The organism is Streptomyces sp. NPDC014882, from assembly GCF_043081325.1.
Lineage (GTDB): Bacteria > Actinomycetota > Actinomycetes > Streptomycetales > Streptomycetaceae > Streptomyces.
In genome coordinates this window covers 131,257-153,555 of record NZ_JBIBWL010000009.1, presented here as the reverse complement: position 1 = coordinate 153,555, position 22,299 = coordinate 131,257, and the positions used below count along the sequence as shown (strand labels likewise).

The following is a 22,299-nucleotide window of genomic DNA, read 5'->3' as shown; positions in this document are numbered from 1 at the left end:
CGGTCCGGCGACCGGTCCGGTGTCGGGGACCGGCGTCAAGGGCCGGCGTCGGGGCCCGGCGTCGGATCAGGACAGGGCGCAGGCGGCGCCGTTGAGGCTGAAGCCGTACGGTGCGGTGTTCTTGTGCTGCCAGGAGGCGAGGAAGCCGAAGGAGAGGGTGCCGTCCGCCGGGACCTCCCTGTTGTAGTCGGCGGCGGTGGCGGTGACCCGCGCGCCGTCCTGCGCGACGCTCGCGTCCCACATCTGGTCGACGCGCTGGCCGTCCCGGAAGGACCAGGCGACCCGCCAGGAGTCGAGCGGCTCGGCGGTGGTCACGGTGACGGTGGCCTGGAAGCCGTCGGGCCACTGGTTGACCAGGTCGTAGGCCACCTCGCAGGCGGCCGTGCCCGCGGTGGGCGACGAGGTGCCCTGGGGTTCCGGATCGGCCCGGTTCGTCGTCGACGGCGTACCGTCCGCGGACGGCTTCGGCGCACCGGATCCGGCACCGGTGCCCGTACCGGTCGACGAGGAGGAGGTGCCGGGCACGACGGTCGGCCCGGACGGGTTGCCGGGGCCGGCCACCGGCGTGCTGCCGGCGGGGAGGCCGCCCCGCGCGGCGGAGTCGTCGCTCTCGCCGAACGGCATCAGCGAGGCGGCGAGGGCCAGCGCGGAGACGAGGACGGCGGCGACGAGCAGGCCGTTGCGCAGGGTGCGGGCCTTGTCGGCGGCCGGGTCGCCCCACGCGCCGTCCGGGTCGGGCGCGGGCGGACCGCCGGCGCTCATCCGCACCTCCGCGGCGCGGCGGCGGCGCTCCAGGTAGGCGAGCCCGCCCCAGCCGATGACGCCCTGGGCCAGCGCCGCCGGCAGCCCGCCGCCGTGCAGCCGCAGGCAGGCCGCGGCCTCCGCGCACTCCACGCAGGTGGCGAGGTGCCGGGAGAGGTCCTCCGGCGTCTCGGCGACGGGCGAGCGGGTCACGGCGTCCAGGAGGCGGACGTAGCTGCGGCACTCGGCGTCCATCGGCGTGTCGAGATGGTTGCGGTGGCAGCGGTCCCGGAACAGGCCCCGTACCTGGTTCAGCTCCTCCATCGCGGCGGCCGGGTCCAGCCCCTGCCTGCGGGCGACGGCGCGCGGCGGCAGCGCCTCCACCTCCGCCAGCCACAGCAGCGCGGCGTCCGGCTCCTGCATGTCGCGCAGCCCGCGCAGCGCGATGGGCCGGCGCAGGGGCGGTCCGGTGTACCGGGCGGCTTTGTCGGAGTTCAGCCACAGTCGCAGGTCGGGATCGAGCCGGTGGCCCTGCCCCCGGGCCTCCCAGGCGGCCGCCGTGGTGCGTACGGCGGTCAGCAGCAGGGGGATCCGGGGCAGCCGGGACGCGCGGCGGCCGGCCGCGTGCCGGACGCCGTCCTCGGCCGCGCGGGCCTCGCGTATGCCGAGCGCGAACGCCTCGCGGGCCAGGTGGTTGGCCGCGGTCGACCCGGAGGTGCACAGGTCGGCGTACGACAGAACGGCGTCCCAGCACTCCGAGAAGAGAGCGGCCTCGGCGGCGTCCTTGGGGGTCGGCAGGTCGGGCATGAGTCTCCTGCATCCACAAGCGAGGTCAACTCAACATGTCGGCAATGGAGTTGGGGGGAACCTCGCGGCAGTGCCAGAGCTTTTCACGAGTTGCGCACAACTGACAAGCGCGCTGTTCAGATGTCATGACAGGGCGACCGCGCCCTCCGGCCGGGGCCTCCGGGGCCTCCGGCACGGGCGCGGACCGCCCCGCGGCCCGGTGCGGGGGTGCTCCCCGGGTCCGCGACGGCCGCGGCGTCCCCCACGGCATCGGCTCCGGTCGGGGCCCGGACGCGGGCGCGGACGTGGACCCGGACCCGCATCCGGGCTCGGACCCGCACCGGGGCTCGGGCTCGGACCCGCACCCGCACCCGGGCGTGAGCGCGGGTGGTCAGACCGTCGAGGGTTCGCCCTCCGTGGCCGAGGGCTCGTTCGCCGGCAGGCTGTCCATGAAGGAGCTCACGGAGAAGACGGCGCGTCCGGGGCCGGGCTCCCCGTACCCGGGGGGCGAGGCCAGGCCGAACTCGTCCATCGTGGCCCGGTACGCCTGGAGCAGGCGGATGTGGTACTCCAGCGGCGCGCCCTGCGGGTTGGCCTTGCCGAGCGGGGTCGTGGGCTCCGGGCACCAGGTGGTGAACCGGGGCGTGATGCCGTGCGACATGAAGAAGCGCAGGCCCTCGGTGGTGGAGGCGATGGCCTCGTCGACCGTCTTGAAGCCGAAGGGCTCGGCCATCTCCACGCCCGCCACGAAGTTGGGGATGACGTTGCGCGCCCCGAAGATCTCCGCCGAGTCGAGGATGCGCTTGTGCCACTCGTCGCGGCCGACGTAGCGCTCCTTGCCGGGGCAGTACATCTTGAACAGGTACTCGTCCCACACCTCGTAGTTGGGGTGGTAGATCTGCACGCCGTGGTCCTTGAAGCGCTGCACGTCGTCGCGCGGGAGGGCCTGGGCGACGACCTTGCCGATCCAGCGGCCCGGGAAGCGTTCCTCGATGGCCTTGGCGTAGTGGCCGTAGAAGTCGGCCTCGTCGCGCCCGGAGACCGTCTTGGTGATCGCGCCGCCGGTGAGCGTGTAGGCGGTGGAGGCCTTGGCGGTGTCGTACCGGTCGATGATCTCGAGGGCCTCCAGCACCTCCTCGACGTCCTTGACACCGGTGTACGGCCGCCCGGCCGCCTTGTGCTGGCGCCAGTTGTGGTTGATGTCGCAGTACTGGCACTCCTCCTTGGCGCCGAAGTACTGGCAGACCCGGAAGACGGTCAGGTAGATCAGGTAGCCCCACTGGATGGTGGGGGCGACCTCCATGACGGACTTCCCGTTGGAGAGCTTGTGCCGGTAGTACTCGGGCATGGGCGGCACGCCGACGTCCGAGATCCGCTTCCCGTCGAGGTAGAGACCGAGCATCCCGTCCTCGCCGGCCGCCACCCGGTAGGGCGAGGCGGGGTTCACCCGGACCGAGACGACGGTGCGCCGCAGGTCGTAGGGGCCGCCGGTGAGGATGATCTCCTCCGGCGGGCGGCGCAGCGCGGCCTCGCCCAGCTCGGGGAGGGTGCCGTGGTCGAAGGAGAAGATGAAGTACGACTTCGGCTTGACCTCACCGCCCTCGTTGTCGCTGAGCGCGGAGGGGTCGAAGGCCACGCCTCCGCGCAGCAGGTCCTCCTTGAGGACGGCCTCCCGCGGCACGTGCGGAAACCGCTCCATCAGATCCTCGACCAGCGCGGTACGGCTGCCCATCGTCTCTCCTCCCGGTTCAGGCGTACGACTCCTCACGGTATGCCCCCGCTCGCGCGGGGGTGGGGGCGGGGGGCCTCGTGTTGCGGGCACGGTAGGTTCCACCTGGGAATTCCTGGTTCTCGATCTCCTCGGGAGGGCGATCCGCATGGCCGAGACCGTGACCAACTGGGCGGGCAACATCACGTACACCGCCGGGGAGCTGCACCGCCCCGCCTCGCTCGACGCGCTGCGCTCGCTCGTCGCGGCGAGCGGGCGGGTGCGGGTGCTGGGCAGCGGGCACTCCTTCAACGCGATCGCCGAGCCGGGCCCGGAGGGGGTGCTGCTGTCCCTGGACGCGCTGCCCGCGGAGGTCGAGGTGGACCCGTCGGCGCGGACGGTGCGGGTCGGCGGCGGGGTGCGGTACGCCGAGCTGGCCCGGCGGGTGCACGCGCACGGGCTGGCGCTGCCGAACATGGCCTCGCTGCCGCACATCTCGGTGGCCGGCTCGGTGGCGACCGGCACCCACGGTTCGGGAGTGGGCAACGGTCCCCTGGCGGCGCCGGTGCGGGAGGTGGAGATCGTCACGGCGGACGGGTCGACGGTCGTGATCGGACGGGGGGACGAGCGGTTCGGCGGGGCCGTCACCTCGCTGGGCGCCCTCGGTGTCGTCACCGCGCTCACCCTGGACCTGGAGCCGGCCTTCGAGGTCGAGCAGCACCTGTTCACCGAACTCCCCCTGGACGGACTGGACTTCGAGGCCGTCGCGGCGGCGGCGTACAGCGTGAGCCTGTTCACCGACTGGCGGGCGCCCGGGTTCCGGCAGGTGTGGCTCAAGCGGCGCACCGACCAGCCCCTGGCCGCCTTCCCGTGGGCGGCGCCGGCCGCCGAGGCGCTGCATCCGGTGCCGGGGATGCCCGCGGTCAACTGCACGGAGCAGTTCGGGGTGCCGGGGCCGTGGCACGAGCGGCTGCCGCACTTCCGCGCGGAGTTCACGCCGAGCAGCGGGAACGAGCTGCAGAGCGAGTACCTGCTGCCGCGGGAGCACGCCGCCGGCGTCCTGCGCGCGATCGACGGCGTCCGGGACACGGTCGCCCCCGTGCTGCAGGTCTGCGAGGTGCGTACCGTCGCCGCCGACGAGCAGTGGCTGAGCCCGGCCCACGGGCGGGACTCCGTCGCCGTGCACTTCACCTGGATCGACGACACGGCCGCCGTGCTGCCGGTGGTGCGGGAGCTGGAGGCCGTTCTGGAGCCGTTCGGGCCCCGGCCGCACTGGGGCAAGGTGTACGAGACGCCCGCCGCCGCGGTGCGCGGGCGGTATCCGCGGATCGACGACTTCCGGGCGCTGGTCCGGGAACTGGATCCGGCCGGGACGTTCACCAACGCCTTCGTGCGGGACGTCCTCGGCCCGTGAGCCGCCGCGCCCGGCCGCGCCTTCGTACGGACCCTTTCCCAAGCCCTTGCCGAGCCCCGGCGCACGCCGTGCCGTGACGCCGCGTCGGCGTCGGCACACCGCCGTGCGGCACACCGGCGTCGGTATGCGGCACGATGACCTGCATGAACGGCTCTCACGACAGTCCCCGCTCCGTCCGGCCCGGCGAGTACCCGCTGTGGGAGGAGGCCTTGGCGCTCGTCGGCCGGGACCTGGACGCGCTGCTCCCCGGCCGGGGTCCCCTGCGGCTGGTGGCCCTGCCGTCCTGGGACGAGGAGGAGGCCGAGGAGGGGGCGGGGCGCGAGCACGTGTACGTCGCCCTGCCCGACGGCCGCCGGCACGGCGACCACCTCTGGCACGGCTCCGCGTCCGATCCCGGCACCGCGCTCGCCGAGGTCGCCGAGGCCGCGCAGGAGACCGTGCTGGAGTGCCTGTGGCAGGTCTGGCCGGTCTGCGACGAGCACGGCCTCGGGATGCACGCGGGCCAGGAGGACGGCCGTGCGGTGTGGCGGTGTGCGGGCGGCAGCGCTCCCGGGGGCCCCGCGCACGTGCGGGCGGCGGTCGGCGGGCTGGACGCGCCGCGCCGACCGCGCCGGGGCCGCCGCGAGCCGCGCTGACCTCAGTGGTCCGCGCAGCAGGGCGTCGGTTCGGGCACCTCGAAGGGGACCAGGGTGCCGCCCGCGGCGGGCATCGCGGTGAGCACCAGCTCGCCGTCCCGCCACTGCGGGCGGACGTGATCGTTCGTCACCAGCCTTGCCGACGGGGCCGGTTCGTCCGGGGCGCCCAGGACCGTGACGCGGTCGATCGCGGACCCGGACAGCAGCTCCCCGACCGTCGTCGTGCCGCGCAGCCGGTCCGCCCCGCGGTACAGCACCGCGCGGCCCACGGGGTCCGGGACGCCCTCGGCCGCCTCGTAGCCCCGGGCCGCCAGCCGCGCCCGCAGGTCGTCCCGCTCCACCGCCGTCTCCGGTGCGAGGGAGACGGCGACCCGCGGCCGCTCGCCCCGCAGGAGGTGGGTGCAGCCGAACACCCCTTCCGCGAGTCCGAGTTCCGCCGCGAGGGTGCGGAGCAGGTGGTCGGCGGCACGCAGGTCGCGCGAACCGGCGTCCACCGTCAGGGCGTACGGCGTGCGGGGCGACGGCTCGCGGTGGGGCGCTGTCACGACGGCAGGACCCAGACCGGGTTGGTGTAGAACCAGAGGTCGGCCCACGGGTCGGCGTCACCGACGACGTCGATGGCCGGGCCCGCCGGGTCGACGGCCGCGCCCATCGCGCCGACGGCGCTGCGGTTGCCGTCCGAGCCGCGCAGCCGGACGTACACCGGCCGGTCCACCCGTCCCAGGTCGTAGGTGAGCCGTACCGTCCCGGCCGTCCTGTCGACCTCGTAGGTGCGGACGACCTTGGCGGTCGGCGCGGTGAAGGTGTCCTTGTCGGCGACCGGGCCCGTGACGTCGCCCTGGATGACGTCCACGCGGGCCAGCTCGGGCACGAAGCCCGCCCAGTTGGCGCCGGCGGCGAGCGCCACGTCGACCGTCAGCTTCACCGACGTGCCCTTCTTCACGTGCAGGGCGCCGCCGAGGGTGGCCCAGCGGCCGCCGCCGGCCACGCGCACGTCGAGCCCGTCGACGAGCTGCCCGTGGTCGACCCAGACGCGTCCGGCGCGGATGCCGTCCATGACGGCGGCGTAGGAGAAGCCGTCGGAGCCGACGTGGGTGCGGCTGTACTGGCCGGGCCAGTAGTCGCCCTGGGTGATGTCGATCCGGCCGCCGTAGACCGGGTCCCGGTAGCGGCCCTCGGTGGCGAAGTCGCCGCCGGGGCCGCGCACGGCGGTGTCGGCGTAGACCTGGTGGGAGTCGGAGTTGGCGGTGATCCACCAGGGCTTGCCCTCGGCGAGGAGGCTGTCCCACAGTCCGCCGACGGTGGCCGTCATCCAGTCGAAGCCGCCCCAGGTGCGGTAGCTCTCCAGCGGGTAGCCGGGGAAGGAGTTCGCACCGGGGTTGTTGTCGTAGATGCCGCGGGCGCGGCCCATGCCGAGCGGGGCGGGCAGGCCGGCGGCCTGGTGGCCGGGGGCGCCCTCGAAGCCGACGGCGATCTGGCGGCCCGCGGGCGTCGCGTCGCGCCAGGCGCGGATCTCGTGCGGGGAGTCGACGCCGCGCCGCGCCGGGTGGTTGGCGAGCATCAGCGCGTCCTTGACCTTGCGGCGGCGGACCTGCTCGCCGAGGAAGGCGAGTCCGGCGACGGCGAGGGCCTCGTTGGCGGGCGTCGAGTCGGAGGCACCCTTGACGCTGCCGTCGTAGTCGGTCTCGAACTGCTTCAGGACGGAGACCTCGTTGCGCCCGGGGTGGACGAAGACGGTGCCGTGTTCGGCGCCCGGGATGTTCCATTCCAGGCCCTGGAAGACGAGGGTGTCCTCGTGCGCGGCCCGGGCCTCCCTGATGTCCGGGTTGACCTTCTCGACGCCGATCCTGGCGTGCGTGGTGCTGCCGTGGTCGGTGATGACCAGCCAGTCCATGCCGTGCCGGGCGCCCTGGCGGACCTGGTCGACGACGCGGTACTTGCCGTCGCTGCTGTACTGGGTGTGGATGTGGTGGTCGCCGGCCAGCCAGAGGAAGCCCGTGGAGCGGCGGCCGCCGGCGGCACGGGCCGCCGGGGCGGCGGCCGGCGTCGCGGCGGCCGTCTGGCCGAGGACGCTTCCGGCGGCGATACCGGCGCCGAGGAGGCCGGCGCGGCGCAGCAGCGACCGGCGGGACCGCTGCTCGGGGCTGAGGGCCTCGTCGGGCACGGCGGTGTCGAAGGCGGCGGGCAGCGCGGTGGCCGCCTCGTGGTCGTGGTGCTCGTGTCCGTGATGGTGGTGGCCGTGCGCGTGTCCGTGGCCGTGTCCCATGGTGCCCTCCCGGTTGCCGCTGCCTTCCGCGGCTGCCTGCCGCGGCGCGTGCGCGCCGCGTGAGGAGGATCAGGGCGAAACGTGAATTTTGAACGACCTGGGGGTGAGCGGTGGCCGACCCGCACACGGCGGCTCGTCCCCGTCTCCCGCTGTTCCCTCAACTGCCCTTTCGCATCAGACTGGTTGACGCCGAACCCGAGCAGCGTCCACCTTCCCAGCAGCCCGCCCCCACCGGGAGACATCCACATCATGAGACGACGACTCCTCGGCGCCCTCGCGGCCGCCGCGCTCACCCTCACCGGCCTCGCGGCCACGGACGCGGCGCCCGCCGCGGCCGCCGCCTCCGGCGCGCCCGCGGCGGCCACCACCGGTTCGTTCACCGTGCTCACCTACAACGTGGCGGGCCTGCCCGAGGGCCTGAGTTCGGGCCGGCCGGCGACCAACACCCCGCTGATCTCGCCGCGGCTGGGGGCGTACGACATCGTCAACGTCCAGGAGGACTTCAACCACCACGCGGCGCTGTACGCGGGCGACGACCACCCCCACCGGACCGCGACGAGCGGCGGCGTGCCCTTCGGGGACGGCCTCAACACCCTCTCCGACCACCCCTTCGAGGACTTCGAGCGGGTGAGGTGGAACGCCTGCACCGGCACCAACTGCCTCACGCCGAAGGGCTTCTCGCTGGCCCGGGTGCGACTCGCGGAAGGCGTTTTCCTCGACCTGTACAACGTGCACACCAACGCCGACTCCACGGACGACGCGATGGCCGCGCGACGCGCCAACATCGAGCAGCTGTCGGACTTCGTCCGGGTGAACTCGTCCGGCAACGCGGTGATCGTGATGGGCGACACCAACACCCGCTACACCCGGGCCCAGGACAACATCCGCACCCTCGTCGCCGAGAACGGGCTCACCGACCCCTGGGTGGAGCTGGTCAGGGGCGGTACGCCGCCGGCCTCGGGCGCGGACGCGCTGCTGTGCCCGACGACGGCGCCGACGGACGACTGCGAGGTGGTCGACAAGGTCCTCTACCGCGGCAGCAGGCTCCTGTCGCTCGACGCCACCCGGTACCGGAACGCGTGGGCGTCCTTCCTGGACTCCGCCGGCGGCAACCTCTCCGACCACTTCCCCCACACGGTGGACTTCTCCTACACCCTCGCCGCGGGCCTGCGGGCGAGCGACTTCTTCGGCGGCCCCCACGGCACGGCGTTCACCGACGCGGACGACCTGCCGGCCGTCCCGGCCCCCCGCACCCTCACGCTGCGCGGCGGCTCCCGCCTGGACGCCGTCTCCCTGGCCCACGACGGCGGCACGGTCCTCACCCACGGGGGCACCGGCGGCACGGCCGTCTCCCTGACCCTGGCGGCGGGCGAGCACCTCACGTCCGTCGAGCTGACGCGGGGTCAGAAGGACGGCCGTACGCGCGTCTTCTCGGCGTCCTTCACGACCGACAAGGGCCGCACCCTGTCGGCCGGTACGGCGACCGCCGACGCGAGGACCTTCACCGCCCCGCCCGGCCGGCAGATCGTCGGCTTCACGGGCCGCGCCGGGACCGAGGTCGACAAACTGGGGGTGGTGTACGCGCCGGTCGGCTGAGGCCGCCGGCGCGGCTCCGGCATCCGGCGCGGCCGTGAGCGGTCGTGGTCGCGGCCCAGGACGGTCGCGGGCGGGGCCGGTCGCGGCCGGGCCCGGTCACGGGCGAGGACGGTCGCGGGCGAGGACGGTCGCGGGCGTGGGCGAGGAGGGGGTGCCGCCGGGGCAGCCCTTAGGATCCTCTCCGACCCACCAGGCACCCGACGAACAAGGCGTCCCCCATGCCCCGAGCCGGCCTCACCGCGGACCTTCTGGTCACGGCCGCCGCCGACCTCGCCGACGAGGCCGGGTTCGACAACGTCACCCTCTCCGCGCTGGCCCGCCGCTTCGGCGTCAAGGACGCGAGCCTGTACTCGCACGTCCGGAACATCCAGGACCTGCGGACCCGCCTCGCGCTGTACGCGGGCGCCGAACTGATCGACCGGATCGCCCCGGCCGTCGCGGGCCGCTCCGGCAAGGAGGCCCTCGCGGCCTTCGCCGGCGCCTACCGCGCGTACGCGCTGCGGCATCCGGGACGGTACGCCGCCACCCAGATCCCCATGGACCAGACCCTGGTCGCCGAGGCCCCGGCGTTCCGCCGCACCGCCGACATCACCTACGGCATGCTCCGCGCGTACGGCCTCGAGGAACCCGACCTCACCGACGCCGTACGCCTGCTGCGGAGCACCTTCCACGGCTACTGCACCCTGGAGGCGGGCGGCGGCTTCGGGGCGCCCCGCGACGTCCAGCGCTCGTGGGACAAGGCGGTCGAGGCCCTGCACGCGGCCCTGACGCACTGGCCCACCGGCGGGTGACCGGCGTCCTCGGGCGGCGGGCAAGGACCCGCCGAGCGGGGCAGCCGGGGAGCCGAGGAGCCGGAGAACGGCGTTCCGCGCGGCGCACGCCGTCGGGCCGGCGCGCCTCAGCCCGCCCGTTCCGCCGCGCTCCGCTCCACGCAGAACTCGTTGCCCTCCAGGTCGGCGAGGAGCGCCCACCCGGTGCCGTCCGGCCGGCGGTGGTCGGCGACCAGGGTGGCGCCGAGGGCGAGCAGGCGGTCGACCTCCTCGTCGCGGGTGCGGTCCTGCGGCTGGAGGTCGAGGTGGACGCGGTTCTTGACGGTCTTGCGCTCGGGAACCGTCACGAAGAGCAGGCCGGCGCCCTCGATGAGCGCCTCCTCGTCGCCGGGACGGTCGTCCTCGTGGAGGGGTTCGCCGAGGACCGCGGACCAGAACGTCGCCAGACCGTGCGCGTCCGCGCTGTCGATCGTCACGTGACGGATCTTGGAAGTCATGCCGGGAGTCTCGTGCAACCACCCCCCGCGGGGCAACGGGCGAACGGACAGGCGGACGAGCGGGAGCAGGTGCCGGTGCCGGTGCCGGGGCCGGTGCCGGGGCCGGTGCCGGGGCCGGTGCCGGTGACAGTGCCGGTGACAGTGCCGGTGACAGTGACGGTCGCGGTGCCGGCGGTCGTGGTCCGCCGTCCGCGGGGCGGCGGGCCTGGGGGCGTCCCGGTTCCGGTCGGGGCGCCCCCAGGGACCTATCCCAGCCGCACGAGGCCCGCCGGCACCAGGCGCAGGGCGAGGAGTTCGTCACGGACCAGGCCGGCGTAGACGGTGGCGCCGTGCACCGAGGTGTGGGTGTTGTCCCGTTTCTCGTCGTAGAGGTACAGGGCCTTGGACCTCTCCACGCCCAGGGACTCCACCAGGGCCTTGGTCTTCGCCGTGAGGTCGATCAGCGGGACGCCGTGCGCCGCGGCGACCGAGCGGACGACGGCGGGGTGGTCGACGCCGAGTCCGTTGACCAGCAGGGCCGTCCCGTTGTCCAGCGTGCCGTCGGCGTTGAACCAGCGGCGCACGACCGGGGTGACGAGGACCGGCTCGCCGCCCCGCGCGCGGACGCCGGCGACCAGGGTCTCCAGGTTCGCCCGGTAGGTGGCCCCGTCGGTCGTCTTGTCGTTGTGGGCCAGCTGGATCAGCACCAGGTCGCCGCGGTGGATCCGCGGCCGGACGGTGGCCCACAGCCGCGGGTCCCCCAGATAGCTGACCGTGCTCTCGCCGGAATCGGCGTGGTTGGCGACGGAGACGCCCCTGCGCAGGTACTGCGGCAGTCGCTGGCCCCAGCCGGAGTACGGGTCGCCCGGCTGGTCGCAGACGGTGGAGTCGCCGACGAGGAGGACCTGGCGGGAGTGCCGGGCGGGGGTGACGCGGATGCCGGCGAGGGCGGGGGCCGAGCCGCCGAGGACGAGGTCCAGGCCGGGGGTCCCCTCGGCACCGGTCGGTTCGCCCTCGGGGGTGCGGACGTCCACGGTGAAGCCGCGCGCGACGCGCTCGCCCGCCGCGACGGCGGTCTCGGGGAGCAGGGCGCGCCGGGTCTCGCCGCCGACGGCGGTGCTCGACGCGGTCTCGCCGCCGAGGAGGACCCTCACGTCGTAGGTGCCGGGCGGTACGTCGAAGTGGCAGGCGGTGGCGGTGCAGCCGGCGATGCCGGGCGGCGGGCCCGCGCCGTCGTCGGCCCGGGCGGCGGGTACGGCCGTCAGGGCGGCGGCCAGGGCCAGCGCGGCCGGCACGGCGGTGGTGAAACGTCTCACTTGCGGCTCCTCGGTCGCGGCAACAGGACCTGGCGGAGGACCGTACCGCCTCCGGCAAGCGCTTTCTAGATGTCGGGCCCATTCAGCCGGATCACCAACTCGCGGAACGTGAAAGGCCTTTCGCGAAATCGATTCAACTGCCACGCTGGCCAGTCACCCGCACCCCCACACCTCCCGGAGGAGGCACCCCCATGTCCGGATCCGACAGCCATCGGCCGGTCCGCCGCCGCACCTTCGTCCTCGGCACCGCGGCCGCCGCCGGCACCGCCGCGCTCGCCGGCCCCCTCGCCGCTCCCGCGTCCGCCGCGGCCTTCGGCTGGAGCGACGACGGCTCGCACTACGTCGTCGACACCGGCGCGGGCCTCGTCTTCAAGGTCGCCAAGTCCAACGGCGACCTGACCTCGCTCGTCCACCGCGGCGTGGAGTACCAGGGCTACGGCGGCATGAACTCGCACGTCGAGTCCGGCCTCGGCGCCTCCGGCGTGTCGGTGAAGCAGTCCGGTGCGACGATCCTGATCTCCGTCGCGTACGGCACGCTGAAGCACTACTACGCGGCCCGCAGCGGCGAGAACAACGTCTACCTGTGGACGAACAAGGCCGACGCGTCCGTCTCGGCGACCCGTTACATCCTGCGCGTGAGGAAGGGCCTGTTCCTCAACGACGAGCCCGACTCCTCCACGTACACCACCCGCACCGTCGAGGCCTCGGACGTGTTCGCGAAGTCCGACGGCCAGACCCGCTCGAAGCACTACTCGAGGCTGCGGGTGACGGACTACACCCACATCGGCTGGACGACCGGGGGCGTCGGCCTGTGGATCGTGCGCAGCAACCACGAGAAGGCCTCCGGCGGCCCCTTCTACCGCTCCCTGCTGCGCCACCAGAGCGCGGACGGCGGCGGCCTGTACGAGATCCTGTACTACGGCCAGAACCAGACCGAGGAGCAGCGCTTCGGCCTCCAGGGGCCGTACGTCATCGCGTTCACGGACGGCGGCGCCCCCTCGCCGGCGCTGTTCCCGGGCACGCTGACCACGCCCTGGGCGGACTCGCTGGGCATCGCCGGGTACGTCGGCGCGAGCGGCCGGGGCCGGGTCGCGGGCGTCGGCATCACCGGGCGGAACACGGCGTACCCGTACACGGTGGGGCTGGCCAATTCCGCGGCCCAGTACTGGGGTCCGGCGCGGTCCTCGGACGGCTACTACTCGATCGGCGGGGTGCTGCCCGGGACGTACACGCTGACCGTGTACAAGAGCGAGCTGGCGGTGTACGGCACGCAGGTGACCGTGTCCGCCGGGGCGACGACCGCCCTCAACACGATCGCGATCCCGGCCACGAACGACCCGGGCAACGCGAGCGCCGTCTGGCGCATCAACGAGTGGACCGGCACGCCCGCCGGCTTCAAGAACGCCGACCTCATGACGTACGCGCACCCCTCCGACGTCCGGGCCGCCGCCTGGACCGGCAACGTGGTGATCGGCAGCGGCAGCGAGACCTCCGCCTTCCCCTGCTACGTCTGGAAGGACGTCAACAGCGGCCTGCTGGTGTACTTCCGGCTCACCGCGGCCCAGGCGGCCGCCGCGCACACCCTGCGGATCGGCGTGACGACGGCCTACGCCAACGGCCGCCCGCAGGTCGTCGTCAACGACACCTGGACCTCGGCCGTCCCCTCCCCGCCGGCCCAGCCGAACACGCGGTCGCTGACCAACGGTTCCTACCGGGGCAACAACCACACCTTCACCTACAGCGTCCCGGCGAGCGCCTGGCGGACCGACACCGGCCAGTACAACGTGCTGAGGATCAACGTGGTGAGCGGTTCGGGGACGACCGGCTTCCTCAGCGCGGGGACCGCCTTCGACGCGATCGACCTCCTGGCCTGATCTCCTGAAAAGACGTCAGGTGGCGTGCGTCCACTGCTGGGGGGCCTGCGGTCACCCCGTCGGCGCGGTCGGCGCGGTCGGCTCCGGCGTCTCCCGGCGGCCGCGCAGCCACACGTACACCGGGATGCCCGCGAAGAGGAACAGCACGCCCTGGTAGACGGCGGCGTAACCCGCCCCCGCGATCAGCCAGAAGGAGAAGGCGAAGGAGAGCGCGGCCACGACCAGGTCACGGGCCAGACCCGCGGGACGGACGCGTTCGCGGGTGCCGCGGGCCAGCCAGTACAGCTGGGCCGCGGCCGACAGCAGGTACGGGACGCAGCCGGTGAACGTGGTGATGAGGACCAGCACGCGGAACGTGGTGTCGGGGCCCGCCGTGTAGTTGAGGCCGATGAGCACCATGCCGAGGACGGCCACGGCCCACACGCCGAAACCGGGCACCCCGCCCTTGCCGACGCGGGCGAACGGCCGCGGGAAGAGTCCGTCGCGGGCGGCGGCGTACGGCATCTGCGCGGCCAGCAGGATCCAGCCGTTGAGGCAGCCGACGATGGAGGCGACGGCGACCAGGGAGATGACGGTGCCGCCCCAACTGCCGCCCGTGATCGCGTTCACGGCGTCGGCGAAGGGCGCTCCGGAGTCGACGAGCCGCTCGTGCGGGACCAGGCCGAACACGGCGACCGTGCCCAGCAGGTAGACGAGCGCGGATCCCAGCGTGCCGAGGACGCCCGCCCGGCCGACGGTGCGTTCGGGGTCGTCGACCTCGCCCGCGCTGACGGCCGCCGACTCCACACCGAGGAAGCTGTAGAGCAGGAGGGCGGCGGAGGCGGCGAGCGCGCCCGGGACGCTGTCCCCGGAAGCGTTGAACGGCCCGAAGTTGTCGGTGTCGACGAAGAACAGGCCGACCGTGGCGACCACCAGCAGCGGGACGAACTTCAGGACGGTCGACACGATCTGTACCGTGCCCACCCAGCGGGTGCCGGCGAAGTTGGCGGCGGCCGGCAGCCACAGCGCGGCCAGCGCGACGAGCACTTCGAGGGCGTGACTGCCGTGCAGCGGTACCAGCACGTCGACGTAGCCGACGACGGCGACGGCCAGCGCGGCGATGCTGACCCAGCACATCGTCCAGTACGACCAGGCGGACAGGAAGCCGGCGAAGGGGCCGAACGCGTCGCGCGGGTACACGTACAGGCCGCCGGTGACGGGGCTGCGGCGGGCCAGCCTGCCGAAGAGGAGGGCGAGGAGGAGCGCGGCCACGGAGAGGACGACCAGGGCGAGCAGGCTGACCGTGCCGTACGGGGCGACCGCCGCGGGCAGCACGAAGACACCGCCGCCGATGATGTTGCCCATGACGAGGGCGGTGGCGGCGGGGAGGCCGAAGCGGCGACGGCGGGGAGCGGGTGCCGGTGCGGGGCTGAGGCCGGTGCCGGTGCCGGTGTCTGGTGCGGGGCCGGTGTCCGGTCCGGGGCCGGTGGCCTCGGTGGTGTCGGTGGTGTCGGGGGAAGTCATGGCGGGTCCGTACGGGTGCGGTGGGGCGGGGAGTGCGTGATCGTAGCCCGGCGTCCCACATCGTGGGCGGCCTGCTCACCTGATGGACGGCCTCGGCTCGTCCGTTCCTGCTTCGACTAGCGTCGGGGCATGACCAGCGACACCCCTCCCCCGCCCGGTCCCTCCGCGCACGCCGGCTCGGCCCACGACTCCTCGGCACAGGCTTCCGGTCCGCGCCGGCCCGACCTCGCCGCGGCGCTCGCCGCCGGGACCGTGGTCCTCGACGGCGGCATGTCCAACCAGCTGGAGTCCGCCGGGCACGACCTGAGCGACGAGCTGTGGTCGGCGCGGCTGCTCGCCGAGCGGCCCGAGGCCGTCACCGGGGCGCACCTCGCCTACTTCGAGGCGGGCGCGGACGTGGCCATCACTTCCAGCTACCAGGCGACCTTCGAGGGCTTCGCGAAGCGCGGGATCGACCGCGAGGAGGCGGCCCGGCTGCTCGCGCTGAGCGTGGAACTGGCGCGGGAGGCGGCCCGGCGGGCCCGGAGCGGGGGCGTTCGCCGGCCGTTGTGGGTGGCGGCGTCGGTGGGGCCGTACGGGGCGATGCTCGCGGACGGGTCCGAGTACCGGGGCCGTTACGGGTTGACGGTGGACGAGCTGGAGCGGTTCCACCGGCCCCGGCTCGAGGTGCTGGCGGCCGCCGGGCCGGACGTGCTGGCGCTGGAGACCGTGCCGGACGCGGAGGAGGCCGAGGCGCTGCTGCGGGCGGTGCGCGGACTGGGCGTGCCGGCCTGGCTGTCGTACAGCGTCGCGGGCGGCCGCACCCGCGCCGGGCAGCCGCTGGAGGAGGCGTTCGCCCCGGCCGCGGAGGCGGACGAGGTGATCGCGGTCGGTGTGAACTGCTGCGCCCCCGAGGACGTCGAGGATGCCGTGGCGACGGCGGCGCGGGTGACGGGCAAGCCGGTCGTCGTCTACCCCAACAGCGGCGAGGCCTGGGACGCCGGGGCCCGCGCCTGGAGCGGCCGCTCCACGTTCGCCCCCGAGCAGGTCCTCGCCTGGCGGGACTCGGGCGCCCGGCTGATCGGCGGCTGCTGCCGGGTGGGCCCGGACGCGGTCGCGTCGATCGCGCGGACCCTGACCAGGGCGTGACCGGCCCGCAGCCGTGACCGTGGCGCGCAGCCATGACCGTGGTGCGGAGGCTCGGCCGGGTGCGTCCGCCGAGCGGTGCCGAGCGGGCGCGGGGCGGCCGGACGTGAGGGCGACTGGGCGTGAGGGCGGCTGGGCACGAGGGGCCGGGAGCGGCCGGACCGGGAGCGGCCGGCTCAGGGGCGGCCGGACCGGCGCTGCCCGGTCCGGGGACGTCCACCCCCGCCACGAAAGACGTCCGGCCGAGGGCGGGGTCCAGTCGAGGACGGCCACGGCCTCGATCTCGACCAGGTGCTCGGGCACGTCCAGTGCCGCGACGCCGGGCAGGGTGCCCGGCGGCACCGGTGTGACGCCCGGTTTCGCGGACGCCCGGGCGGCCCCCTCCAGGAACAGGGGCATCTTGCCGGGGTCCAGTCGACGACGTGGACGGTGAGCTTCGCGAGGCGCCCCTCTCGCCGCGACACCCGCCCTCACCTCACGACCGGTGCCCACGTCTTCACGCCACGCCGAGGCGGACCTAGGATAGCAAGCGCTTTCTGCGAGCCGTCGGTCAGGATCGGCTCCGAAAGGGCGGTGGTCGAACTTTCGCTGGCCCCCGGGCGGGCCGGAGAGGTGGTTTCCGATGGTCCGCACGGACAGTGCGAGCGTGGCGACGGCCGGGCCGACCCTGGCGGTCGTGGCCCGCGAGGCGGGGGTGTCCGTGCCCACCGCCTCGAAAGTGGTCAACGGCCGCGAGGACGTGGCTCCCGAGACCCGACGCCGTGTCACCGAGGCCCTGGACCGGCTCGGTTACGTGCGCAGACCCCGTTTCGACCCGACGAAGCCGCCCCGGCTGGTCGATCTCGTGGTGCGCTCCCTGGCCAACACCTGGTCGGGTGCGGTGCTGCACGGTGTGGAGGAGGCGGCGCACGACGCGGGCCTGGACGTGGTCGTCTCGGCCGCGCTGTCCCGCACCCGGGCGGGCCGTCCGCAACGGGGCTGGCTGGACAAGCTCACCGCGCGCGGTTCGGCCGGGGTGCTGTTCGACCTGGCGGAGTTGTCGGAGAGCCAGTACCTGTGGCTGGAGCAGCACCGGATCCCGTTCGTGATGATCGACCCGGTGCTGGAGCCGCCGCCGGGCGTGGTGTCGGTGGGCGCGGCGAACTGGCAGGGGGGCGTGACGGCGACCGAGCACCTGCTGGCCCTCGGCCACGAGCGGATCGCGGTGGTCGCCGGAGCGCACCGCAGGATGTGCAGCACCGCGCGCGTGGCCGGTTACCGCTCCGCCCTGGCCTCGGCGGGCCTCGGCCACCGCCCGGAGTACGTCCGCCACGCCGGCTTCGACGAGTCCGTGGCCCGTCATCGCATGCACGAGCTGCTCGACCTGCCCGAGCCGCCGACGGCCGTCTTCGTGTGCTCCGACCGGATGGCGCTGGGTGTGTACGAGGCCCTGGCGGAACGGGGATTACGGGTCCCGGACGACATCAGCGTGGTCGGCTTCGACGATCTCCCCGAGTCCCGCTGGGCCACGCCGGCCCTGACGACCGTCCGCCAGCCGCTGGCCGAGATGGCGGCGACGGCCCTGCGGCTGCTGGTGCGGATGATGGACGGCGAGCACCCGGAAGGGACCCGCACGGAGCTCTCCACCCGGCTGGTGGAACGGGCGAGCACCGCACCACCGGGCCGGTAGCGAGCACCGCGCCTGCGGGCCGCCCGGGGTGCGGGCCGCCCGCATCCCGGCGGTCCCGGCGGTCCCGATGGCCACGGTCACCCCAGGCGGCTCAGGCACCCCAGCCACCCCAGGCGGCTCAGGCGGCTCAGCGCGCAGACGTCACGCGAGCCGCACGTCCGCACGTCCGCACGTCCGCACGCCTCATTCCGCCACCCCGGCCGCCCAGCCGATCCCGCCGCGCAGGTGGGCCAGGAAGCCGGGGTCCCGGTAGGCCTCGGACGTGTGGCCGAGAGCGGTGTAGAAGACGCGGCCCGTGCCCTGTTCGCGGCACCAGGCCAGCGGGTGGTCGGGGCCCATCCCGCCGCCGTCGTAGGAGGACTCGTCGGCGGTGACCAGCACGTGGACGCGGCCTCGTCCCCCGTCCCGGTCCCGCCCCCGGGGGTTGGTGTGGAAGTCGTACCACTCGTCGGTGAAGTCCCAGACGGCCGGCAGGTGGCGGGTGGCGGGATGCCCGTGGTCCTCGACGAGCGCCCTGCCGGGCTGGAGGGCGGGGTGGCGGGCGAAGCGGGCGCCGAGGAGTTCGCCGTAGTACGGCCAGTCGTACTCGGTGCAGGCCGCCGCGTGCACGCCGGCGAAGCCGCCGCCCGAGTCGACGTACCGGGCGAGACGCTCCCGCCCCGCCGGGGTCAGCACCTCACCGCTGGTGGAGAGGAAGACCACGGCCGCGTACCCGTCCAGCGGCGTCTCCAGGGCCGCAGGGTCCTCGGTGTGGTCGACGGCGACATCTGCTGTCGCGCGTACGGCGGCCACGGCGTCCGGGATGGAGTCGTGGCGGTAGTCGGCGGTACGGGTGTACACGAGCAGGCGGACGGTCATGACACCCGACTCTATGCGGGGCGGCGTGGGCGCTCCGGGGCGGCGTTCCGGGTCCCGGACGAAGGTTTCGGCGGAGGCGGCGGACTCCCGGAGCGGAGGGCGGAGGCGGCGCCCCGCCGGTCCCCCGCCCGACGCCGGCCGTGCGGCGGGTGGCTCAGCCGCCCGCGTCGACGTCGTTGTCGGGAGCTCCGTCGCCGAACGACGGCAGGTCTCCGCGCTCCACCGGTTCGCCGCCCGCCGGTGCCGACGGCAGGAGGGTGTCGAGTTCGTCGGCGGAGGGGCGGTGCAGGTGGTCGACGGCCTCGCGCAGGACGTCCCGGGGCACGCCCGTGCCGCCGACGCGGACGACGAAGTCCTTCTTCGGGACGGCGTACTCCGCCCACTGCCCGGCGCTGCGGTACCAGGCGTCGCCGTCGCGGACGCAGGTGACGGGTGTCGTGGCGGCCTCGGCGCCGGTTCGCCGTTCGCAGGTGGCGGCGGTCACCGTGCCCCGGTCGACGGCGAGTCGCACCTGTGTCCCCTTCTGCGGGGAGACGTAGACGGCGGAGAAGCCGTCGTCGCCGAGCACGCCGACGGACTGCTGGGCGAGGGTGTGACCGGGGGCGTCGGTGGTGTACACCGCCTCCGGCGCGATGCCCAGCGCCTGTGCGCGGGAGGCCAGTTCGGCGGGTCCGGCAGGGTCGGCGGAGTCCGCGGGGCCGGCCCGCTCGCTGCCGCAGGCGGTGAGCAGCACGGACCCCAGCAGCAGGACGGGGAGCAGGCGGACGGCACGGGTCATGCGGTCATCCTGCCGCACAGGTGTTCAGGGGCCGCGGTGTTTCCGGGGACCGGGCGCGTGCTCCCGGGCGGGACGGACACCCTTCCGGCCCGGCTCGATCACCTCGTCTCCGCGGCCCGCGACGCGGGCTTGTCGGACCCGGTGGCCACACAGAACGGCCCGGTCGCCCCCACCTGACGAGCGGGACGGTACGGGTGCGGCGGACGGGCCCCGCGCACGGACGGCCCCCGCGCGCCACGGTGTGTCCGTTTCCTTCAAGACCCGCCGGGCGGCGCTGCCTACGGTGGGCCGCATGAGTCCACGATTCGATGCCGTCGGCCTGGTCGTCTCCGACATGGCCGCCTCCGTCACCTTCTACCGCCGGCTCGGCTTCGCGTTCCCCGGGGGCGCCGAGCGGGAGCCGCACGCCGAGGCCGTGCTGCCGGGCGGGCTGCGGCTGCTGCTGGACACCGAGGACACCGTCCGGTCCTTCCACCCCGGCCGGCTGACCCCGGCCCGGGGCGGCCGGCACTCCCTCGCGCTGCGCTGCGAGGACCCGGCCGAGGTCGACGCGGTGTACGAGGAACTGGTGGCGGCCGGGTGCGCGGGCGAGCTGGAGCCGTGGGACGCCTTCTGGGGCCAGCGGTACGCCGTCGTACAGGACCCGGACGGTCACGAGGTCGACCTGTTCGCACCCCTGACCGGCCCCTGACCTCTCGGTCCCGACCACCACGGCGCCTCTCGGTCCCAGCCGCCCCGGCCTCCGCCGCGCCCGGCCTCCCCGGCCCCCGGCTTCACCGGCCCAGCAGCGCCGTCGGCGTCATGCCGCTCAGCTCCTTGACGTCCCGGGCGAAGTGCGCCTGGTCGGCGTAACCGGCGCGGGTCGCGGTGTCCGCGTACGGCACGCCCCGCCGGGCCAGGGCCAGGGCGCGCTGGAGACGCAGGACACGGGCCAGCGTCTTGGGGCCGTAGCCGAAGGCGTGCAGGGAGCGCCGGTGCAGCTGCCGTGGACCGAGGCCGAGTTCCTCCGCGACGGCGGCGACCGGGCGGCCCCGCGCGAGCGCGGTCACCAGTCGGCGCAGTACGGGGTCGGGCGGGGCGGCCCGCTCCAGCGCCAGTTCCTCCAGCCCGGTCGCCGGGTGCGTCGCGGCCTCGATCCCGGCGCACAGCCGTCGTACCGTCGCCGCGGGCCACAGGTCGGTCAGCTCCACCCGCCGGTCGCGCAGTTCGTGGGCGGGCACGCCGAGGAGGGCGGGCGCGGTGCCGGGGTGGAGGCGCACGCCCGCCCAGGGCGTGGCCGGGCCGTCGGGGAGGTGCGCGCGGGTGTCGGGTCCGGCGACGATCAGCCTGCCCTCGTTCCACAACAGGTCCATGCAGCCGTCGGGCAGCACGGGACCCGGGGCGCCGCCCGCCGGGGTGCTGGTCCACACCACCGCACCGGCGAGCCGGGAAGGCCGCTCCTCGTACACGGGGCCCAGGCTACGCGCGGCTCACGGGCGGGGGTACCGGGTGCCGAGCCTCAGGGCTCATGGCTCGGGCCCCGGGCCTAGGGCCTCGGGCCCCGGGGCGTCGTCTCACCCCTCGGGGGGCGGGCACTCCGGTCCGCCCCCGTTGCCCTTCGGCGCGGTCCTCACGTGGGTGCGCAGCCGGCCCGTGACGTCCTCCGGGGGCAGGAACCGCGACCAGCGTTCGGGGAACTCCGAGGGCATGTCGGGATCGTCGGGGTCCTCGTGGGCGCGGGCGGCGGCCACCCGGGCGACGTACTCGGCGGCCTCCTCCTGCCGCAGCCGCTCGTTGGCGTCACGGGCGGCGGCCGTCGCGGCGGCCGGCCAGACGCGGTCGATGGCGGCGTTCATGGCGGCGCCGACGAGCACGGCGAACGCGGACACGCCGATCCACAGCAGGACGGCGACGGCGGCGGCCAGGGAACCGTAGATGGTGGCACCCTCGATCGTGCTCTGCAGGTAGATGCGGAGCAGGAAGCTGCCGAGCACCCACATGGCGAGGGCGACCAGCGCGCCGGGCACGTCCTCGATCCACGGGGAGCGCACCGGGACGGACACGTGGTAGAGCGTGGTCAGGAAGGCGATCGACAGCAGGATCACGACGGGCCAGTAGAGGACCTGGACGACCGTCGTCGACCACGGCACGATCCGTACGACGGCGTCGGGCCCGGCGACCAGCAGGGGCAGCGCGATCGAGCCGATCAGCAGCGCGGCGACGAACAGCAGGAACGCCACCAGCCGGGTCTTGACGATGCCGCGCACGCCGTCGAGGCCGTACATGACGGTGATCGTGTCTATGAAGACGTTCACCGCGCGCGAGCCGGACCACAGGGCGAACAGGAAGCCGATGGAGATGACGTCGGGGCGGCCGCCCTTCATCACGTCGTCGAGGATCGGCTGGGCGATCTGCGCGACGCCCTTCTCGGACAGGACGGTGCGCGAGGCGTCGAGGAGGTTGGTCTCCAGGCTGCTGATGGTGTCGGTGCCGGTCCAGTCGTCGACGTAGCCGAGCAGGCCGATGAGGCTGAGCAGCAGCGGCGGCACGGACAGCAGCGTGAAGAAGGCGGCCTCGGCGGCGAGGCCGAGGATGCGGTACTCGATGCAGGAGTCGACGGTGTCCTTGACCAGCAGCCAGGCGGTCCTCCGTTTGGAGACGTTGCGGTAGAGGGCACGCGCCCGATGGAGACGCCCGCCGGGTGTCTCGGGTTGCTCGGGTGACTGACTTGCTGGCTGCACGCCTTAAAGGTATCCGCCGCGCGGGGCCGCACTCACCTCCGGTGGGCCCGGCGGCAGGTCCCGG

At 74.4% G+C, this 22,299-nt stretch carries 19 protein-coding genes and 1 pseudogene; 8 read left to right on the top strand and 12 right to left on the bottom strand.

The annotated features are described in order from the left end of the window. Positions 1-66: 66 nt before the first annotated feature. Positions 67-1,548 (bottom strand): cellulose binding domain-containing protein, encoded by a 1,482-nt coding sequence (locus ACF09K_RS21540; RefSeq protein ID WP_392245761.1) that lies wholly within the window; start codon positions 1,546-1,548, stop codon positions 67-69. Between the two features lie 370 nt (positions 1,549-1,918). Then, the gene (locus ACF09K_RS21535; protein WP_392245759.1) at positions 1,919-3,259 is read right to left on the bottom strand and encodes a radical SAM protein; all 1,341 of its coding nucleotides are present in this window, start codon (positions 3,257-3,259) and stop codon (positions 1,919-1,921) included. Positions 3,260-3,404: 145 nt separating this feature from the next. Here ACF09K_RS21535 and ACF09K_RS21530 point away from each other — a divergent pair, with 145 nt between their 5' ends. Together ACF09K_RS21530 and ACF09K_RS21525 are read left to right on the top strand one after the other, a co-directional pair. Next, the gene (locus ACF09K_RS21530) at positions 3,405-4,649 is read left to right on the top strand and encodes an FAD-binding protein (RefSeq protein ID WP_392245758.1); all 1,245 of its coding nucleotides are present in this window, start codon (positions 3,405-3,407) and stop codon (positions 4,647-4,649) included. Positions 4,650-4,792: 143 nt separating this feature from the next. Further along, positions 4,793-5,284 (top strand): hypothetical protein, encoded by a 492-nt coding sequence (locus ACF09K_RS21525; RefSeq protein ID WP_392245756.1) that lies wholly within the window; start codon positions 4,793-4,795, stop codon positions 5,282-5,284. A 2-nt stretch (positions 5,285-5,286) separates the two neighbouring features. Here the strand turns inward: ACF09K_RS21525 and ACF09K_RS21520 are convergent, their stop codons facing one another. Beyond that, complete coding sequence (locus tag ACF09K_RS21520) at positions 5,287-5,829, bottom strand: hypothetical protein (RefSeq protein WP_392245755.1); 543 nt, start codon at positions 5,827-5,829, stop codon at positions 5,287-5,289. Next, complete coding sequence (locus ACF09K_RS21515; protein WP_392245753.1) at positions 5,826-7,550, bottom strand: PHP domain-containing protein; 1,725 nt, start codon at positions 7,548-7,550, stop codon at positions 5,826-5,828. The genes ACF09K_RS21520 and ACF09K_RS21515 overlap by 4 nt, the downstream gene beginning before the upstream one ends. Before the next feature lie 249 nt (positions 7,551-7,799). On the opposite strand from ACF09K_RS21515, the gene ACF09K_RS21510 reads away from it, so the two are divergent. Next, entirely contained in the window at positions 7,800-9,146 is a 1,347-nt protein-coding gene (locus ACF09K_RS21510; RefSeq protein WP_392245751.1) for a jacalin-like lectin, read from the top strand. A 218-nt stretch (positions 9,147-9,364) separates the two neighbouring features. Then, on the top strand, positions 9,365-9,937 hold the full coding sequence (locus tag ACF09K_RS21505; RefSeq protein ID WP_392245749.1) for a TetR/AcrR family transcriptional regulator: 573 nt from the start codon (positions 9,365-9,367) through the stop codon (positions 9,935-9,937). Positions 9,938-10,044: 107 nt separating this feature from the next. Here ACF09K_RS21505 and ACF09K_RS21500 read toward each other — a convergent pair whose 3' ends face one another. Further along, positions 10,045-10,413, bottom strand: a complete 369-nt coding sequence (locus ACF09K_RS21500; protein ID WP_392245748.1) for a VOC family protein — start codon at positions 10,411-10,413, stop codon at positions 10,045-10,047. A 245-nt stretch (positions 10,414-10,658) separates the two neighbouring features. Continuing rightward, positions 10,659-11,708 (bottom strand): rhamnogalacturonan acetylesterase, encoded by a 1,050-nt coding sequence (locus ACF09K_RS21495; protein ID WP_392245746.1) that lies wholly within the window; start codon positions 11,706-11,708, stop codon positions 10,659-10,661. Positions 11,709-11,899: 191 nt separating this feature from the next. On the opposite strand from ACF09K_RS21495, the gene ACF09K_RS21490 reads away from it, so the two are divergent. Next, entirely contained in the window at positions 11,900-13,582 is a 1,683-nt protein-coding gene (locus ACF09K_RS21490; protein WP_392245745.1) for a rhamnogalacturonan lyase B N-terminal domain-containing protein, read from the top strand. A gap of 51 nt (positions 13,583-13,633) precedes the next feature. On the opposite strand, the gene ACF09K_RS21485 is transcribed toward ACF09K_RS21490, so the two are convergent. Beyond that, positions 13,634-15,085 (bottom strand): APC family permease, encoded by a 1,452-nt coding sequence (locus tag ACF09K_RS21485; protein ID WP_392245743.1) that lies wholly within the window; start codon positions 15,083-15,085, stop codon positions 13,634-13,636. Positions 15,086-15,214: 129 nt separating this feature from the next. Between ACF09K_RS21485 and mmuM the strand changes: the two genes are divergently transcribed. After that, positions 15,215-16,213, top strand: coding sequence for a homocysteine S-methyltransferase (gene mmuM, locus ACF09K_RS21480; protein ID WP_392245741.1), 999 nt, complete (start codon positions 15,215-15,217; stop codon positions 16,211-16,213). Positions 16,214-16,468: 255 nt separating this feature from the next. Here mmuM and ACF09K_RS21475 read toward each other — a convergent pair. Beyond that, positions 16,469-16,653 (bottom strand): annotated as a pseudogene (locus ACF09K_RS21475) (RidA family protein); the annotation flags it as partial. Between the two features lie 179 nt (positions 16,654-16,832). Here ACF09K_RS21475 and ACF09K_RS21470 point away from each other — a divergent pair. Further along, positions 16,833-17,879, top strand: a complete 1,047-nt coding sequence (locus ACF09K_RS21470; protein ID WP_392245740.1) for a LacI family DNA-binding transcriptional regulator — start codon at positions 16,833-16,835, stop codon at positions 17,877-17,879. A gap of 183 nt (positions 17,880-18,062) precedes the next feature. Here the strand turns inward: ACF09K_RS21470 and ACF09K_RS21465 are convergent, their stop codons facing one another. Next, complete coding sequence (locus ACF09K_RS21465; RefSeq protein ID WP_392245738.1) at positions 18,063-18,737, bottom strand: ThuA domain-containing protein; 675 nt, start codon at positions 18,735-18,737, stop codon at positions 18,063-18,065. A gap of 154 nt (positions 18,738-18,891) precedes the next feature. Next, complete coding sequence (locus ACF09K_RS21460) at positions 18,892-19,515, bottom strand: hypothetical protein (protein WP_392245736.1); 624 nt, start codon at positions 19,513-19,515, stop codon at positions 18,892-18,894. 292 nt (positions 19,516-19,807) lie between these two features. On the opposite strand from ACF09K_RS21460, the gene ACF09K_RS21455 reads away from it, so the two are divergent. Then, complete coding sequence (locus ACF09K_RS21455) at positions 19,808-20,206, top strand: VOC family protein (protein WP_392245735.1); 399 nt, start codon at positions 19,808-19,810, stop codon at positions 20,204-20,206. Between the two features lie 82 nt (positions 20,207-20,288). Here the strand turns inward: ACF09K_RS21455 and ACF09K_RS21450 are convergent, their stop codons facing one another. Next, positions 20,289-20,963, bottom strand: a complete 675-nt coding sequence (locus ACF09K_RS21450; protein WP_392245733.1) for a helix-turn-helix domain-containing protein — start codon at positions 20,961-20,963, stop codon at positions 20,289-20,291. A gap of 105 nt (positions 20,964-21,068) precedes the next feature. Then, the gene (locus ACF09K_RS21445; protein ID WP_392245731.1) at positions 21,069-22,235 is read right to left on the bottom strand and encodes a YihY/virulence factor BrkB family protein; all 1,167 of its coding nucleotides are present in this window, start codon (positions 22,233-22,235) and stop codon (positions 21,069-21,071) included. Positions 22,236-22,299 lie beyond the last annotated feature (64 nt).

Excerpts from the sequence above, each read along its gene's own strand:
- ACF09K_RS21540 (WP_392245761.1), bottom strand. The coding sequence starts at position 1,548 with ATGCCCGACCTGCCGACCCCCAAGGACGCCGCCGAGGCCGCTCTCTTC.
- ACF09K_RS21535 (WP_392245759.1), bottom strand. The coding sequence starts at position 3,259 with ATGGGCAGCCGTACCGCGCTGGTCGAGGATCTGATGGAGCGGTTTCCG.
- ACF09K_RS21530 (WP_392245758.1), top strand. The coding sequence starts at position 3,405 with ATGGCCGAGACCGTGACCAACTGGGCGGGCAACATCACGTACACCGCC.
- ACF09K_RS21525 (WP_392245756.1), top strand. The coding sequence starts at position 4,793 with ATGAACGGCTCTCACGACAGTCCCCGCTCCGTCCGGCCCGGCGAGTAC.
- ACF09K_RS21515 (WP_392245753.1), bottom strand. The coding sequence starts at position 7,550 with ATGGGACACGGCCACGGACACGCGCACGGCCACCACCATCACGGACAC.
- ACF09K_RS21510 (WP_392245751.1), top strand. The coding sequence starts at position 7,800 with ATGAGACGACGACTCCTCGGCGCCCTCGCGGCCGCCGCGCTCACCCTC.
- ACF09K_RS21505 (WP_392245749.1), top strand. The coding sequence starts at position 9,365 with ATGCCCCGAGCCGGCCTCACCGCGGACCTTCTGGTCACGGCCGCCGCC.
- ACF09K_RS21500 (WP_392245748.1), bottom strand. The coding sequence starts at position 10,413 with ATGACTTCCAAGATCCGTCACGTGACGATCGACAGCGCGGACGCGCAC.
- ACF09K_RS21490 (WP_392245745.1), top strand. The coding sequence starts at position 11,900 with ATGTCCGGATCCGACAGCCATCGGCCGGTCCGCCGCCGCACCTTCGTC.
- ACF09K_RS21485 (WP_392245743.1), bottom strand. The coding sequence starts at position 15,085 with ATGACTTCCCCCGACACCACCGACACCACCGAGGCCACCGGCCCCGGA.
- mmuM (WP_392245741.1), top strand. The coding sequence starts at position 15,215 with ATGACCAGCGACACCCCTCCCCCGCCCGGTCCCTCCGCGCACGCCGGC.
- ACF09K_RS21470 (WP_392245740.1), top strand. The coding sequence starts at position 16,833 with ATGGTCCGCACGGACAGTGCGAGCGTGGCGACGGCCGGGCCGACCCTG.
- ACF09K_RS21465 (WP_392245738.1), bottom strand. The coding sequence starts at position 18,737 with ATGACCGTCCGCCTGCTCGTGTACACCCGTACCGCCGACTACCGCCAC.
- ACF09K_RS21460 (WP_392245736.1), bottom strand. The coding sequence starts at position 19,515 with ATGACCCGTGCCGTCCGCCTGCTCCCCGTCCTGCTGCTGGGGTCCGTG.
- ACF09K_RS21455 (WP_392245735.1), top strand. The coding sequence starts at position 19,808 with ATGAGTCCACGATTCGATGCCGTCGGCCTGGTCGTCTCCGACATGGCC.